The following is a 13,879-nucleotide window of genomic DNA, read 5'->3' as shown; positions in this document are numbered from 1 at the left end:
GGGCTGGGAACGAGAACGGGATCAGGTGACGTCGCCGGCCCTCTCTGGTTCCTCGACGTCGGTCGAGTCCTGTCCCGGGGACCCCGGTTGCGGACCGACGAGGCGCAGGTCCCTGATCGCCGGCACTGACAGTGCGACGACCATGACCGGGACGCACAGCGCGACACTGCCGAGCTCGACGGCGCGGATCCCGAACTGGGCCGAGAACGGACCGACCAGCACCTGTCCGATGGGCATCGCGACGAAGGAGAAGAACCCGTCGATCGCCATGATCCGCGACAGCATCTGCTCGGGCACCTTCTCCTGGACGGTGAGGTTCCATGCCAGCCCCGGGGCGCTGACCGCGGCACCGGCGATGAAGAAGGCCACAGCGAGAGCGGCGGTGTTGACCCGAGTCCCGAGGAGCAGCATCGGGGTGGACATCACGGCGAAGCCGATCATGATCACCCACATCGGCCGGCGGATGGTGATCTTCACCAGCACCGGGGTCCCCACGAACAGGCCGACGGCCCGGCCGGACACCGCAAGCCCCCAGCCCCGGCTGCCGATGGTGTCGTCGGCGATCACCGGACCGAGGACGTAGATCGAGCCGCTGATCAGCGCGTTGAACACGAGCGCGCAGCACGAGGCCGGGATCACCCAGCCCAGCTGGCGCGCGAACGCCCAGCCGACGACGAAGTCGCCGATGACGCTGGTGCGGCGTTCGGGACGCTCGCCGAACGGCAGTCGCACGAGGCCGAGGAAGGCTGCCGCCACGACGTACGTCGCTGCGTCGATCGCCAAGGCCCAGCCGGCGCCGACCGTGGCGACCGGGATGCCGGAGAGCACCGGCCCGCCGATGCGCAGCAGGGCGTCGGACTGGTCGATCAGCAGGAAACCCGACTTGCGTTCCTCGGGCGGCAGCAGGATGGGCACCATCCCGTGGAACGCCGGATAGCTGACGGCGAAGACCGTTCCAGTGATGAACGACAGCCCCACGAGGTGCCAGATCTCGGCGAGATCGGTCAGCACCAACGTCGCGACGATCGCTCTGGACGATGCCCCTGGACCGAGGTTGCAGCCGCGCAGGACGAGGGCGCGGGGCAGCCGGTCGGCCAGCGCTCCACCGATGAGCATGAAGGCGACCATGGGCACGGTCGAGGCCGCGACGACCGGGCCGAGCGCGGTCGCCGAGTCGTCGATGCGCAGCACGGCGAACGCCAGCGCGATGCCGGACATCGACGAGCCGGCGGTGTTGACGACCTCGCCGACGAAGAAGTAGCGGAAGTTGGCGACGCGCAATGGGGAGGCGTGTTCGCGCAGGCTCACCGGGGACACGGTAGGGCCGGGGAGCGTCTCGAGGCGCCTCATTTTCGTGTCGCCGGGGACTCGCCGTGCCGGACGGGGACCGGCACGGCGAGCCGGCTGGATCAGGTCACTTCTTCTTGCTGTCCTCGCAACTGAAGTCGGACAACACGAGCCTGCCGGGCAGGCTGGTGCTGGCCGAGATCAGCGTGCCCGTTGACTCGACGTAGAAGTGCTGCGTCGACCCGGTGTTCTTGCTGGGCGCGACCATGGAGAAGACACCGTCACTGAAGGTCGCCGTGAGGAGGCCGTCGGCCGCGCCGCCAGTCTGATTGTTGACGAAGTGCCAGACCCCGACGCCGTCGCCGCAGGACTGGCCGTTGCCATTGGACAGATCGGCAGCGATCGCGGGCGATGCGATGCCGATCATGGCTGTGGTCGCGACAGCGACCGGGATCTTCTTGTGCTTCATGGAGTTACCCCTGTCTGGATTGACCGCGAACGTGCCGCGCGGCCAAGGGCTGACCACGACGTCGGCCACGAGCCGGCGGTAGCGTCACTGTGGCGAGGGGTGTCCGTGGTCCACGTGCTACGCGGGCCAACTAGCCCAATATTGACGAACTGGGGCGCGGTGGTCTGGACCACTCACTCGGGCGACGGGCCGATGTCCCCGAGCAGTGCGAATCGATTGCCCCGGGCGTCGCTCGAGAGGGTGAAGTCGACCCGGGTCTCGTTGTTGGTCCTCGTCTCCTCGCGAAAGACTGACTGCTCGTCGGCGACCGCGAAGATCCGGTAGTCGCCGTCAACGAGGCCGTCGATTTCGATGCTCTGCCCCGGGAGGTCCCAGTTGTAGTGGTCGGCCCATCCCGGGCTGAGTCCCATCACGAGGTGGCTCGATCCCTCCTCGCCGCACCCCTTGCGGTCGTAGGTCGGGTCGTCCGAGCCGAGGTCGACGTGGGCGCGCTCGAAGTCATAGATGCAGAACCCGACCTTGTGGTCAGTCCGCGCTGGTCCGGTGACCTCGCCCGACTCGTCGAGGGCGTAGAGGTGGTAGACGACGTAGCGTTCGATGTGCCAGTGCTCGTGACCGTCGCCGCCCCAGACCGCCCCGGCGTCGGTCCGCACGTGCTCGGCGCCGCCACCGTCATACTCGATGTCCCGGGTGAGGACCCGGGGAGTCGTCCAGCTGCTTGTCTGCCGTCGCATGGAAGTCTCCGTCGCCGACGTTGACGAGCGTGGAGCTGAACTCGACCGTCCACGCGCCGTCGAGGACCTTGGTGTGGAGGTCGGTCGGGGGCACAGGGGCGAAGTCCGGCAGCACCGGGGTTCCCACCGGCTCCTCGGACCACCGTGCCTCGGCGCCGCCACCACAACCGGCGAGCAGCGCGACGGAGCAGATCGCGGCGACCTGCCCGGCGACACGAGACGGCCCGGACGACATGCTGGGATGGTGGCACATCCGTTTCGCCGTCGCGGCGGAATCGAGTGACGTGATTGGGTTTGGGTATGAACGCGCTCAGGTTCTCCGGTCCCGTCCTGCCCGATGGTGAGGTCCGCGACCTCTACGTCGTGGGCGACACCGTCACGCTCGAGCCGCAGGCCGGCGCCGAGACGGTCGCGGAGGGGTGGATCGTGCCCGGCCTCGTCGACGCGCACTGCCACATCGGGCTCGACGACCACGGGGCGGTCTCCGACGCCGAGGCCGAGGCGCAGGCCATCCGGGACCGCGATGCCGGAGCACTCCTGATCCGCGACTGCGGCTCGGCGGCGGACACCTCCCGGATGCACGGGCGCGACGACCTGCCGCGGCTGATCCGCGCAGGCCGCCACATCGCCCGCACCAAGCGCTACATCCGCAACTACGCGCATGAGGTCGAGCCGCCGTCCCTCGTCGAGACCGTCGTCCGGGAAGCGCGGCGCGGCGACGGCTGGGTCAAGCTCGTCGGCGACTGGATCTCGCGCGACACCGGCGACCCGGCTCCGTCCTTCCCGGCGGACGACTTCGCCGCCGCGATCGCGGCCGCGCACGAGCACGGCGCCAAGGTGACCGCCCACTGCTTCGGCGAGGCCGTGCTGCCGATGTTGATCGACGCGGGCATCGACTGCATCGAGCACGGCACCGGGCTCTCGACCGACCTCGCGCAGACGATGGCGGCGCGCGGGATCGCCCCCGGTTCCGACCGTCATGCAGATCGACAAGTTCCCGCAGTACGCCGAAGCGGGCCGCGACAAGTTCCCGCGCTACTCCGACCACATGACCGATCTGCATGCCCGCCAACGCGACACGATCATGGCGGCACACGAGCTCGGAGTGGCCCTCTACGCCGGGTCGGACGGCGGGGGAGTGAGCCGGCACGGCAACCTCGCCGGTGAGGTCATCGGCATGCACGAGCTCGGCATGCCGGCCGACTACGCCCCCGGGTGCCGCGTCGTGGCGGGCCCGTGAGTGGCTCGGGTGGAACGCCACCCTCGACGAGGGGGCGCCGGCCGACTTCGTGGTCTATCCGCGCAACCCGCTCCTCGACCTGTCCGTCCTGCAGGAGCCTTCCTATGTCGTCCTGCGCGGACGAGCCGTGGTGTCGGCCCGCTAGTCACGACACGACGAAGGGCGGCCACCCGACCGGGTGACCGCCCTTCGAAGAGTGCTGGTGTCAGACAGCCGGAGCCGGCGCCGCGGTCTCCTCCTCGGCGGGCTCGAGCTCAGCGCGAGCCTCCCGGAGGTGTGCGCGGGCGGCCTTGACGTCGGCCTTGGTGCTCGCCGCGGTGATCGCGAGCGCGGCGTCCTCGGCGAGCGCGAGGTGCGAGACGGCCTCCGGGTCGGCGGCCGCGGCCTCGGCGAGGCCCTCGGCCTGCTTGAGGATGTTGAGCGCGAGCCGGAAGTTCACCACCCGGAAGGAACGCAGGTCCTTGCGGGCGGCGCGCGTGTCCATCGTGCTGTCGGCCGCCTCGATCGTGGTCTTGGCGGTCGCCGGGGCGGTGCGGGCGTCGGTGATGTTGGCGACGAGCTCGGCCTCGGTGTCGTCGGCCGGGCTGGCGACGGCGTTGCTGGCGGCGAGCCGGGCCGGGCGCTTGTCCTTGCCGGCGACGTCCTTGAGCAGCTGCTTGGTCTGTGCCTTCAGCGACTTCGGCGCCTTGGGGGCCTTGGCGGCCTTGTCACTGACGGAGGTCGTGGGGCCTTCGGCCGCGACGGCGCTCTGGAGCGCGGCGGTCGGGGCGACGAGGGCCGCCGTCGCGATCAAGGTCGCGGTGATGCGTCGGGTGCGGGTCATGGGATCTCCTCGGGGGGTAGGTATCCGTGGTCTTGGTTTCCGTCGGGCAGTCTGCCTCGTCCTCTCTGGCCGGACAACCGGAACGCCACATTCACCCCCGAATGGGTGCCCTCGAATGAAGTTGCCGCGGCGCGGGCGCTCGACGAGGCTCGTTGCGTGACCACCACTCCCGCCAGCACTGCCTCCGACATCGGCGCCGTCTTCCCCGTCCTAGACCTGCGCGTCGTCGCGGGCGACCTTGAGCTGCGCGGCATCAGCGACGACGACATCGTGGTGCTCGGCGCGCTGGCCGCCAAGGGGATCCACAGCCCGGACCGGATGCCGTTCTCCTTCCCGTGGACCGACGTGACGCCCGAGGAGCTGCCGCTCAACTTCGCGCAGTACCACTGGCGCACCCGGGCCGACTTCTCGCCGGCGTCATGGATCCTCAATCTCGGTGTCCGTTGGCGGGGAGAGCTGGTCGGGAGCCGGGGAGTCACGACGAGGAACTTCGTCGTTCGCCGTACGGGCGAGACGGGGTCGTGGCTCGGCATCGACCACCGGGGTCGCGGGCTCGGTACGGCGATGCGTCAGGCGATGTGCGTGCTGCTCTTCGACCACCTCGGCTTCACCGAGATCACGTCGGGCGCCTTCGTCGACAACCCGGCCTCGCTGGCGGTCAGCCGCAAGGTCGGCTACCGCGTCAACGGGACCGAGCGCTACGAGCGCCGCGGGGAGCTCGCCGAGATGACGATGCTCGCCCTGCGGCCCGACGACTGGGTGCGTCCGGACGTCCCCGTCGAGGTCACCGGAGCCGAGCGGGTGAGACGACTGATAGGCGTCGCGGACTGATCAGGGGTCGGATTGTTCAGTTGTCACGAGGACGTGGCAGAATCGCGCGCTGAGTCGCAGCGTGGCAGGGCCCTCTCACCCGGACACCGTTGCGCCCCATCGGATGGCCCGAACCGGTACCCCACCCGGCGGGGGTCATTCACACACCACAATTTCTGAGGAGACACCACAAACGTGGCCGTCAAGATCCGTTTGAAGCGCCTGGGCAAGATCCGGGTTCCGCAGTACCGCGTCGTCGTCGTCGACTCGCGCAAGAAGCGATGGTCGAGTGCTCGAGGAGATCGGCAAGTACCACCCCAAGGAGGACCCGTCGTACATCGACATCGTGTCCGACCGGGCGCAGTACTGGCTGGGTGTCGGCGCGCAGCCGACCGAGGCCGTCGAGGTCCTTCTCAAGATCACCGGTGACTGGCAGAAGTTCAAGGGCCTGCCGGGCACCGAGGGCACGCTGAAGGTCAAGGAGCCGAAGCGCGACAAGCTCGAGATCTTCAACGAGGCGCTCAAGGAGGCCTCGGCCGAGCCGAAGGCCGCCGCGGTGACCGCGAAGAAGAAGACCGAGAAGAAGACCGAGGAGGTGGCTCCGGCCGCCGCCGAGGAGACTCCCGCCCCGGTTCCCGCGGACGAGACCCCCGAGGGCGCGGGCTGACGCGGCCGAGGCGGCCGAGACCGTGACCGCCGAGGACGCCGGCAAGAGCGAGAGCTGAGCGAATGCTCGCCGAAGCTCTCGAGCACCTCGTCCGGGGGTCGTCGACAACCCGGATGACGTGTCGGTGCGCGACAAGCAGCTGCGTCGTGGCGCGATCCTCGAGGTCCGGGTCCACCCCGACGACCTCGGCAAGGTGATCGGTCGCAACGGCCGTACCGCCACCGCGTTCCGCACCGTCGTCTCGGCCCTCGCGGGCCGAGGTGGCGCGCGCGTCGACTTCGTCGACGTGGACCGCCGTCGCTGACAGACGTCACATCGCAAACGGGCGTCACCCCTCGGGGTGGCGCCCGTTTCTGTGCATCCGCGCCGATACCCTGACGCCGTGGAGAGCATCGAGGTCGTCGTCGGTCGTATCGGCAAGCCGCACGGCCTGCGCGGTGAGGTGACCATCGACGTCCGCACCGACGAGCCGGAGCGCCGGTTCACGCCCGGCTCCGTGCTGCGGGCCCAGCCGCCGGCCGGCTCGGCGAGCGCGCTGCGGACCCTCACCGTCGCCCGCTCGCGCTGGCACCAGCAGGTGTTGCTGCTGACGTTCGAGGAGCTTGACGGTCGCGACGCGGCGGAGGCGGCCCGCGGGATCGTCCTGCACGCCACCCTCGGCCCCGAGGACGCCCCGGTCGACCCGGAGGAGTTCTACGACCACCAGCTGATCGGCCTTGCGGCGTACGACGAGGCGGGCACGCACCTCGGCGAGCTGACCGCCGTCGTGCACGGCTCTGCCCGGGACCTGCTCACGATCAGGACTCCCGACGGGCGCAACACCCTCGGTGCCGTTCGTCGCCGCGCTGGTGCCCGAGGTCGACGTGGAGGCGGGTCGTGTCGTGATCGCGGACCGTCCCGGCCCGGTGTCGCCGTTCCCGGACGACAAGGACGCCGAGTGAAGATCGACATCCTCTCGATCTTCCCCGACTACCTCGCGCCCCTCGAGCTCAGCCTGCCCGGCAAGGCGCGCGCCAAGGGCCTGCTCGACATCGCCGTCCACGACCTGCGCGACTGGACGACCGACAAGCACCACACCACCGACGACACGCCCTACGGCGGCGGCGCCGGCATGGTGATGAAGGCCGAGCCCCGGGGAGCCGCGCTCGACGAGGTGGCTGCCGGCGCGACCATCATCTTCACGACGCCGAGCGGCCAGCCGTTCACCCGGGCTGTGGCCAAGGAGCTGGCGGCGCACCAGCACCTCGTCTTCGCGTGCGGTCGCTACGAGGGCATCGACCAGCGCGTCATCGAGCACGCCGCGACGATCGGCACCGTCCGCGAGATCTCGCTGGGCGACTACGTCCTCAACGGGGGAGAGGTGGCCGCGCTCGCGATCACCGAGGCCGTGGTGCGCCTCATCCCCGGCTTCATGGGCAACGCCGAGTCGCTCGTCGAGGAGTCGCACGAGGACGGGCTGCTCGAATATCCCGTCTACACCAAGCCCGCATCCCGGCGCGAGCGCGACGTTCCCGACGTGCTGCTCTCCGGCGACCACGGCCGGATCGCCGCCCGGCGGCACCAAGAGTCGGTGCGCCGCACCGCCGAGCGGCGGCCCGACCTGATCGCGGCGACCACCGTCGGCGACGACGAGGTCCGGCTCGCGGTGCCCGCCGACGCGGGCGAGATCCTCACCCTCCAGCTCGCCTGCTGGGTGGCCGAGCAGCAGGCCAACCCGGGAGTGGCCATCCCCGCACTGCACGAGTCCCTCGGAGGACGTACGGCGATGGCTGGGCCAGTGGACGGTCATCGTCCGCCGCCGAGGTGGCCGGCTGGTCGCGGCGGCCCGCGGCCGGGTCGAGCGCCACGGCGAGCACGCCGGGGCCCGGGACGTCGGCCGGTTGATGGTGGCCCCGGACCTGCAGGGCCGGGGCTCGGGCGGGACATGCTGGAGCGGATCGAGGCCGCTGCGCCGGCCGACACGTCGGCGTACGTCCTGTTCACGGGCGCCGGCAGTGTGGACAACCTCCGGATGTACAAGAAGGCCGGCTACCGGCTGCGGGGACCGCTGGCGGGCGAGCCCGGGGCCGTCGTGCTGACCAAGCGCAAGCGCTGATTTCCGGCGTGCCCGCCTGATCTGGCAGACTCAACCCTTGGCCCAGCCGGCCAAACTGCTCGCCTCGCAGAACACACGCGGGGCAGCTCGCGACGATCACCTGCCACAGGGGGTGTGCGACGCCGCCGGCCGACATGGTTGGACCGACCGATTCGCACCTTCAATTCCGCGGCCGACCTGTGGCATCCGTGAGGAGTCATCATGACCAACGTGCTCAACGAGCTCGTCAGCAACAACCTTCGCACCGACGTCCCGGCCTTCCGCGCCGGTGACACCGTCAACGTCCACGTGAAGGTCATCGAGGGCAGCCGCTCGCGTGTCCAGCAGTTCCGGGGTGTCGTCATCCGGATCCACGGCTCGGGCATCGGTCGCACCTTCACCGTTCGCAAGGTCACCTTCGGCGTCGGCGTCGAGCGCACCTTCCCGCTGCACTCCCCGATCTTCGAGAAGATCGAGATCGTGACCCGCGGTGACGTGCGTCGCGCCAAGCTCTACTACCTGCGCAACCTGCGCGGCAAGGCTGCCAAGATCAAGGAGCGTCGCGAGTTCTGAGCGAGTCTCAGCACCTCGAGGCCTGAGATCGACCAGTCTCTGGTTAGTCTCTGCAAGTGACTTCACACGACCGCGGTCTTCCACCGTCTGACATTCAGCCGGAGGGGCCGCGGTCGTCGTCTGTCCAGGACTCTGCACCGACGTCCGGGCGCGGCAAGGACAAGAAGCACCTCCCGCTGTGGCAGGAGACGATCCTGCTGCTCGGCGTCGCCCTGCTCCTCGCGATCGGCATCAAGGCGCTCCTCCTCCGGGCGTTCTACATCCCCTCGGAGTCGATGGAGCCCGGCCCGGTGCGCGACGACCGGATCCCTGGTCCAGAAGGTGTCCTACTGGGGCGGCGGCGGGCCCGAGCGCGGCGATGTCGTGGTGTTCAAGGACCCCGGCGGTTGGCTCGACGCGGCCGCTTCCGCCGGTCCGACCGGGACGATCCCGAAGGTGATGGCAAAGATCGGGCTCTATCCGTCCGGCGGACACCGGTCAAGCGGGTCATCGGCGTGGCCGGCGACGTCATCGAGTGCTGTGACGACCGGGGCCGGATCCCGGTCAACGGCCAGCCCCTCGACGAGGACTCCTACGTGCAGCAGGAGGGGCTCGAGTGCAAGGGGCCGATGCCCAACCGGTGCACGTCCGACTGGAAGGCGGGCCCGGTGCCCGAGGGTCGCATCTTCGTGATGGGCGACAACCGCGGGCACTCGGCCGACTCGAGCCAGCGCCTGTGCAAGCCCAAGGCCGAGACCGACTGCGTCTCCGGGCCGGAGTTCGTGCCCGCCGACCTCGTCGTGGGACGTGTGTTCGTGCTCATGTGGCCGCGTGAGCGATTCGGACTGGGTCTCGCGCCCGGACACGTTCAAGGACGTCCCGGACGCCTCCTAGCAGCTCGTCATGTCCTCCCTCACCCATCTCCCCTCCGGCGCCACGGTCCGACGCGACGCCGGCCTGTACGGCTACGAGCGCGCGCTGCGACGGGTCGGGATCGAGCCCATCGCCGGCGTCGACGAGGCAGGGCCGCGGCGCCTGTGCGGGGCCCTTGGTGGCGGGCGCCTGCATCCTGCCCGCGGGCAAGGCAGGCATCGTCCCGGGCCTCGCCGACTCCAAGCTGCTCACCGAGAAGGCGCGCGAGCGCGTCTATGCCCGTGTCGTACGCCGAGCGGTGGCGTGGTCCGTCGTCGTGATCGACTCCGAGGAGTGCGACCGGCTCGGCATGCACGTCGCCAACGTCGAGGCGCTGCGTCGGGCAGTCGCGCTGCTCGACGAGCGACCCTCCTACGTCCTGACCGACGGGTTCCCGGTCGACGGGCTCGAGGTGCCGGGCCTCGCCGTGTGGAAGGGCGACCGGGTGGCCGCCTGCATCGCCGCCGCGTCGGTCCTCGCCAAGGTGACGAGGGACCGGATGATGGTCGAGCTCGATGCGACGTACCCCGTCTATGACTTCAAGACCCACAAGGGCTACATCACCGATGTGCACTCGCTGGCGCTCGATGAGCACGGGCCGTCGCCGGTGCACCGGATGCGGTTCGTCAACGTCCGGCGGGCCGCGGGGCTGGAGCCGCCGCTGGATGTGCAGAATGAGCAGCACGACGCTTCGTCGTACGAGAAGGAGTGAGGCATGAGCGCCGAGGAGCTCGAGAAGTACGAGACCGAGATGGAGCTCACCCTCTACCGGGAGTATCGCGACGTCGTCTCGATCTTCAAGTACGTCGTGGAGACCGACCGCCGGTTCTACCTCTGCAACCGGGTCGACGTCCGGGCGCGCACCGAGAACGGTGACGTGTTCTTCGAGGTGTCGATGACCGATGCGTGGGTGTGGGACATGTACCGCCCGGCACGGTTCGCGAAGAGCGTGAAGGTGCTGACGTTCAAGGACGTCAACGTCGAGGAGCTCAGCGAGCAGGAGATCGAGCCGCCGAAGGGCTGAATCGCGGACCGCAATCCGCGCACAGGCACCTCGCTCCTTGCGTCCTCCACAGGGCGCTGTCGCTGCGTCACGCGACTGTCAGTGGTTGCGGGTGTGCTTGGACCTCCGATCAAGGAGGTCACCCATGGACAGCACTGCGAGCCCGCCGCGGCTCACCCACAACCGGGCGCTCGGGGCGTACGGCGAGCTGCTGGCCGCGCGCTACCTCACCCAGCAGGGCATGGTGCTGCTCGACCACAACTGGCGCTGCCCGATCGGTGAGCTCGATCTGGTGCTGCGCGAGGGGAAGACCCCGGTGATCTGCGAGGTGAAGACCCGCAGGTCCAACGACTACGGCACCCCGCACGAGGCGATCGACCGGACCAAGGTCGAGCGGCTGGGACGCCCCGGCCGCCGCGTGGCTGCGGGTCCACACGGCCCGCCCCGACGGCATCCGGCTCGACCTCGGTCGCGGTGCTCCAGCCCCGACACGGCGAGCCCGAGATCGACCACGTCCGGGGGCTGACGTGACGTCGCTGGCCACCGCCCGGTGCCCGGCGCTCGCCGGCACGGAGGGCCATCTCATCGACGTCCGGGTCGACATCTCGCCCGGCACGCCCGGCACCTATCTCGTGGGGCGACCCGACAGGGCGTTGCAGGAGGCTCGAGACCGGGTGCGGATGGCGATCAACAACGCCGTGCCGTCCCGGCCGGCGACGCGGAGGGTGACGATCCTGCTGACCCCTGCCGACCTGCCCAAGAGTGGCACCCACTTCGACACGGCCATCGCCGTCGCGGTGAAGACGGCCGACCAGTCGCCGCCCGGGGAGGGCGCGCCCGACCATCGCATCGATCAGGCCGCGCTCGAGGGCACGGCCTTCATCGGTGAGCTGACGCTGTCGGGCAACCTGCGGCCGGTCATCGGCGTGCTGCCGATGGTGCTCGCCGCCCGGGCGCGAGGGATCAGCCGGGTCTTCGTCCCGGAGCCGCAGGCCCGCGAGGCGATGATGGTGCCCGACATGGCCGTCTTCGGCGTGCGGTCGCTGGCACAGGTGGTCGCCCAGCTCCGCGACGAGGACGTGCCGGACGCGCCGCCCGTGGAGGGCACGACCTCGGCCAGCCTGCTCTCGTGGCGCGGGCAGGACCTGCGCGAGGAGGTCGACATGTCCGAGGTGGAGGGCATGCAGGACGTCATCTACGCCGTGACCGTGGCGGCGGCCGGCGGCCACCACGTCATGCTGAGCGGTCCGCGCGGTGCCGGCAAGACCACGGTTGCCGAGCGGATCCCGACGATCCTGCCCGACCTGACGCTGGAGCAGTCGCTCGAGGTGACGGCCGTCCACTCGCTGGTCGGGGCGCTGGACTCACTCGTCACCCGGCCTCCCTACTTCCAGCCCCACCACGACGCCAGCCGCGCCAGCATCCTCGGCGGCGGCACCGGTCGGGCCCGGCCGGGGAGGTGAGCCTCGCCCATCACGGCGTGCTGTTCCTCGACGAATTTCCCTTGTTCCGCTCCGACGTGATCGACGCCCTGCGACAGCCGCTGGAGGCGGGGGAGGTGTCGATCGCCCGTGGTGAGGAGTCGGCCACCTATCCCGCCCGCGCGATGGTGGTGCTGGCCGCCAACCCGTGCCCCTGCGGCAACTTCCACGCCAGCGGCCTCACCTGCCTCTGCCTCGAGCCGGTGCGGCGCAACTACCAGCGCAAGCTGACCGGACCGATCGTCGACCGCATCGACATCTGGCGCGAGCTGCAACCGATGTCGGGCCACCGCGGCAACGACAGGTTCGCCCGTCGACTGACCTCGGCCGACCTGCGATCGATGGTTTCGGCCGCGCGCTCGCGACAGAGCGCGCTACGCGGGGCTCGGCTTCGGGCTCAACTCGGCCGTGCCCGGGCCGGTGCTCAGCGAGCACTGGCCACTGTCGCCCGAGGGGCAACGGGTGCTCGACACCGCGATGTCGAAGGGGCGGATCACCCGCCGCGGCGTCACCCGCGTCCATCGGGTGGCGTTGTCCGTGGCCGACCCGGCCGGGCGCGACCGACCGGGGGTCGAGGACGTCGAGACGGCGCTCGCGCTGAGGACCGGCGGGGCCGTCGACCTCCGGGCCATGGAACTGGTGCCGGAGCTGGCCTCGTGAGCGCCGCCGAGCAGGAACGGCTTGCGCGGGTGGCGCTGAGCCATGCGGCCGAGCCGGGCGACGGCAGGGTGTGCGACAGCGTTGCGACCGTGGGCGCGGTCCGGGCGGTCGAGGAGGCGCTGGCGGACGACAAACGCCCCGAGCTGGCGGCCCGCCTCCGGGCCGTCGACGTGGATCGGGTGCTGACCGTGGCCGAGCGCTCGGGCATCAGGTTCGTCACCCCCGCCGACGACGAGTGGCCGGTCCAGCTCGACGACCTCGCCCACGGGCAGCGGGTCCGGGGGCTGGGTGGCGTGCCGGTCGGGCTGTGGGTCAAGGGACCCATGAGGCTCACCGACCTGCGCGACTCGGTCGCGATCGTGGGGGCACGATCCGCGACCTCCTACGGCTTCGACGTCGCCACCGACGTGGCAGCGACAGTGGTGCGCAGCGGCGCTGCCGTGGTGTCCGGCGCGGCCTACGGCATCGACCGGGCCGGTCACCGCGGCGCCCTCGCGGCAGGCGGCGCGACGGTCGCGGTGCTGGCCTGCGGCGCCGACCGGGTCTATCCGTCTGCCCACCGGGAGCTGATCGACCACATCGCGCGGCACTTCGCGGTCGTCTCGGAATCGCCGCTCGGATCGTCGCCGACCAAGGTGCGGTTCCTGTCGCGCAACCGGCTGATCGCGGCGCTGAGCCGGGGGACCGTGCTGGTCGAGGCAGCCCTGCGCAGCGGCGCCCTCAACACCGCCAACTGGGCCGATCAGCTCAGTCGGGTGCTGATGGGGATTCCCGGTCCGGTGACCAGTGCGACGTCCCGTGGGGTGCACAAACGGATCCGCGAGGGCGCGGCGACCCCGGTGACGAGCGGACTCGACGTGCTCGAGCTCGTGGCTGCGTCGGGTGAGCAGCTGACGGTCGTCCAGCGCGGTCCGGAGCGCGCGCACGACGACTTCACCCTGTGTGAGGTCCGTGTGCTCGATGCGGTGCCGGTGGCCCGCGGTGCGAGCACCGAGTCGATCAGCAGCATCGCCGGGGTCGGGGTGCAGGAGGCCAACCGAGTGCTCGTCGCGCTGACGGACGCGGGACTGGTGCACCGGGGTGTCGATGGTTGGCGGCTCGTCGCGGGAGGAGGCCGGGCATGAGCCGCTGTCGGCCCGAGTCGCTGCGTCGTGGCTCCGGCGTGCG

Annotated in this window: 12 protein-coding genes and 7 pseudogenes; 14 read left to right on the top strand and 5 right to left on the bottom strand. The window is 70.5% G+C overall.

The annotated features are described in order from the left end of the window. Positions 1 to 21 precede the first annotated feature (21 nt). From LP418_RS01755 to LP418_RS01740, 4 genes are all read right to left on the bottom strand, one after another. Positions 22 to 1,308 (bottom strand): MFS transporter, encoded by a 1,287-nt coding sequence (locus LP418_RS01755; protein ID WP_257955007.1) that lies wholly within the window; start codon positions 1,306 to 1,308, stop codon positions 22 to 24. 106 nt (positions 1,309 to 1,414) lie between these two features. Further along, positions 1,415 to 1,825, bottom strand: coding sequence for a hypothetical protein (locus tag LP418_RS01750; protein WP_257955006.1), 411 nt, complete (start codon positions 1,823 to 1,825; stop codon positions 1,415 to 1,417). A gap of 104 nt (positions 1,826 to 1,929) precedes the next feature. Beyond that, the gene (locus LP418_RS01745) at positions 1,930 to 2,490 is read right to left on the bottom strand and encodes a lysyl oxidase family protein (RefSeq protein WP_257955005.1); all 561 of its coding nucleotides are present in this window, start codon (positions 2,488 to 2,490) and stop codon (positions 1,930 to 1,932) included. Beyond that, positions 2,429 to 2,725 (bottom strand): hypothetical protein, encoded by a 297-nt coding sequence (locus LP418_RS01740; protein WP_257955004.1) that lies wholly within the window; start codon positions 2,723 to 2,725, stop codon positions 2,429 to 2,431. The genes LP418_RS01745 and LP418_RS01740 overlap by 62 nt, the downstream gene beginning before the upstream one ends. 65 nt (positions 2,726 to 2,790) lie before the next feature. Between LP418_RS01740 and LP418_RS01735 the strand changes: the two genes are divergently transcribed. After that, positions 2,791 to 3,657 (top strand): amidohydrolase family protein, encoded by an 867-nt coding sequence (locus tag LP418_RS01735; protein ID WP_336275881.1) that lies wholly within the window; start codon positions 2,791 to 2,793, stop codon positions 3,655 to 3,657. Further along, entirely contained in the window at positions 3,654 to 3,875 is a 222-nt protein-coding gene (locus tag LP418_RS30140) for a hypothetical protein (RefSeq protein WP_336275880.1), read from the top strand. Before LP418_RS01735 ends, LP418_RS30140 begins: the two co-directional genes overlap by 4 nt. A 60-nt stretch (positions 3,876 to 3,935) precedes the next feature. Here LP418_RS30140 and LP418_RS01730 read toward each other — a convergent pair whose 3' ends face one another. Beyond that, a complete protein-coding gene (locus LP418_RS01730) occupies positions 3,936 to 4,553 on the bottom strand; it encodes a hypothetical protein (RefSeq protein WP_257955003.1) in 618 nt (205 codons plus the stop codon). Positions 4,554 to 4,709: 156 nt separating this feature from the next. Between LP418_RS01730 and LP418_RS01725 the strand changes: the two genes are divergently transcribed. The 12 genes and pseudogenes from LP418_RS01725 (at position 4,710) to dprA (ending at position 13,836) form a co-directional block, all read left to right on the top strand. Next, positions 4,710 to 5,384 (top strand): GNAT family N-acetyltransferase, encoded by a 675-nt coding sequence (locus tag LP418_RS01725; RefSeq protein ID WP_257955002.1) that lies wholly within the window; start codon positions 4,710 to 4,712, stop codon positions 5,382 to 5,384. A gap of 174 nt (positions 5,385 to 5,558) precedes the next feature. Continuing rightward, positions 5,559 to 6,030: pseudogene (rpsP, locus tag LP418_RS01720) on the top strand (30S ribosomal protein S16). A 62-nt stretch (positions 6,031 to 6,092) separates the two neighbouring features. After that, positions 6,093 to 6,334: pseudogene (locus LP418_RS01715) on the top strand (RNA-binding protein). Between the two features lie 36 nt (positions 6,335 to 6,370). Beyond that, positions 6,371 to 6,784 (top strand): annotated as a pseudogene (rimM, locus tag LP418_RS01710) (ribosome maturation factor RimM); the annotation flags it as partial. Between the two features lie 183 nt (positions 6,785 to 6,967). Further along, positions 6,968 to 7,633, top strand: a pseudogene (trmD, locus tag LP418_RS01705) (tRNA (guanosine(37)-N1)-methyltransferase TrmD); the annotation flags it as partial. 693 nt (positions 7,634 to 8,326) lie between these two features. Next, a complete protein-coding gene (rplS, locus tag LP418_RS01700; protein WP_257955001.1) occupies positions 8,327 to 8,677 on the top strand; it encodes a 50S ribosomal protein L19 in 351 nt (116 codons plus the stop codon). Between the two features lie 275 nt (positions 8,678 to 8,952). After that, positions 8,953 to 9,429: pseudogene (lepB, locus tag LP418_RS01695) on the top strand (signal peptidase I); the annotation flags it as partial. Positions 9,430 to 9,559: 130 nt separating this feature from the next. Then, a pseudogene (locus LP418_RS01690) lies at positions 9,560 to 10,280 on the top strand (ribonuclease HII). Positions 10,281 to 10,283: 3 nt separating this feature from the next. Further along, positions 10,284 to 10,592, top strand: coding sequence for a DUF2469 domain-containing protein (locus tag LP418_RS01685; RefSeq protein WP_257955000.1), 309 nt, complete (start codon positions 10,284 to 10,286; stop codon positions 10,590 to 10,592). A 124-nt stretch (positions 10,593 to 10,716) separates the two neighbouring features. Beyond that, positions 10,717 to 11,097 (top strand): YraN family protein, encoded by a 381-nt coding sequence (locus tag LP418_RS01680; protein WP_257954999.1) that lies wholly within the window; start codon positions 10,717 to 10,719, stop codon positions 11,095 to 11,097. 1 nt (position 11,098) lies between these two features. Further along, positions 11,099 to 12,273, top strand: a pseudogene (locus LP418_RS01675) (YifB family Mg chelatase-like AAA ATPase); the annotation flags it as partial. Between the two features lie 57 nt (positions 12,274 to 12,330). Beyond that, on the top strand, positions 12,331 to 13,836 hold the full coding sequence (gene dprA, locus LP418_RS01660) for a DNA-processing protein DprA (protein WP_442940210.1): 1,506 nt from the start codon (positions 12,331 to 12,333) through the stop codon (positions 13,834 to 13,836). Positions 13,837 to 13,879: the final 43 nt, after the last annotated feature.

Source organism: Nocardioides sp. B-3 (genome assembly GCF_024703895.1).
GTDB lineage: Bacteria > Actinomycetota > Actinomycetes > Propionibacteriales > Nocardioidaceae > Nocardioides.
This window is presented reverse-complemented; position numbering and strand designations above follow the sequence as displayed.